This window comes from Streptomyces sp. NPDC045701, assembly GCF_056432045.1.
Genome location: NZ_JBWKJV010000229.1, coordinates 1 through 1,083, shown reverse-complemented (window position 1 = coordinate 1,083; position 1,083 = coordinate 1). Strand labels below are relative to the sequence as shown.

Sequence of the window (1,083 nt, the reverse complement as noted above, 5' to 3'; positions counted from 1 at the left end):
TCACCGGCCTGACCAGCGCGTTCACGGATGCGCTGCGCAGGCTTCGACCGCGTGGCACCGGGCACGACCCCGGCCGGATCGCGGTCGATCTGGCAGTGATGCTCGCCGACGGCGGCGAGGCGATAGCGGACCTGGCCCTGCTGCGGGACCAGACGGAGGTCTTCGGCCCGGTCGCCTCCACCCCGACCGCCTGGCGCCTGCTGGCCGGCATCGACCCGGCTGCTCTCGCCCGCCTGCGCTCGGCGAGAGCAGCCGCCCGGGAGGTCGCCTGGCTGCAGGCCGCCGAGACCACCGGCGGCATACCCGCGGCCCGCGCCGGTGGCCGCGACCTGCCGGGCCTGGTCCTGGACCTCGATGCCACCCTCGTCACCTGCCACTCGGACAAGGAGCAGGCGGCGGCCACCTACAAACGCGGCTTCGGCTACCACCCGCTGCTGTGCTTCCTGGACAACACCGGCGAAGCCCTGGCCGGGGTGCTGCGGCCGGGCAATGCCGGCGCCAACACCGCCGCCGACCACATCACCGTCCTGGACGCGGCCCTGGCCCAGATCCCCGACGCCCACCGCCACGGCACCGACATCCTCATCCGCGCCGACAGCGCCGGAGGCGCGAAAGTCTTCCTCGCCCACGTCCGAGCACTACGCGAACGGGGTATCCGAACCGCCTTCTCCGTCGGATACGCCGTCACCGAACCAATCCGCCGCGCAATCCGGGCCCTGCCCGACCATCTGTGGCACCCTTCACTCGAGCAGGACGGCACCCTGCGGACCGGCGCCGAAGTGGCAGAACTGACCGGCATGGTGGACCTGGCCGACCACCCGGACGGCACCCGGATCATCGTGCGGCGCGAGCGCCCACATCCCGGCGCCCAGCTGTCCTTGTTCGATCTCGACGAGGGCACGCGCCACCAGGTCTTCCTCACCGACACCCCTCACGGCGAAGGCTCCCTGCAGCATCTGGAGGCCCGCCACCGTGCGCACGCCCGCGTCGAGGACCGCATCCGCTGCGGCAAGTCCACCGGTCTCGGCCGCTTCCCCTCCCGCCACTTCGCCATCAACACCGCCTGGCTGGAGCTGGCACTGA

General features: G+C 72.3%; 1 protein-coding gene. It reads left to right on the top strand.

Annotated features, from left to right (window positions below; translation table 11 throughout):
- A partial coding sequence (locus AC07DW_RS34630; protein ID WP_478861552.1) for an IS1380 family transposase occupies nt 1–1,083 on the top strand: 1,083 nt, incomplete at both ends.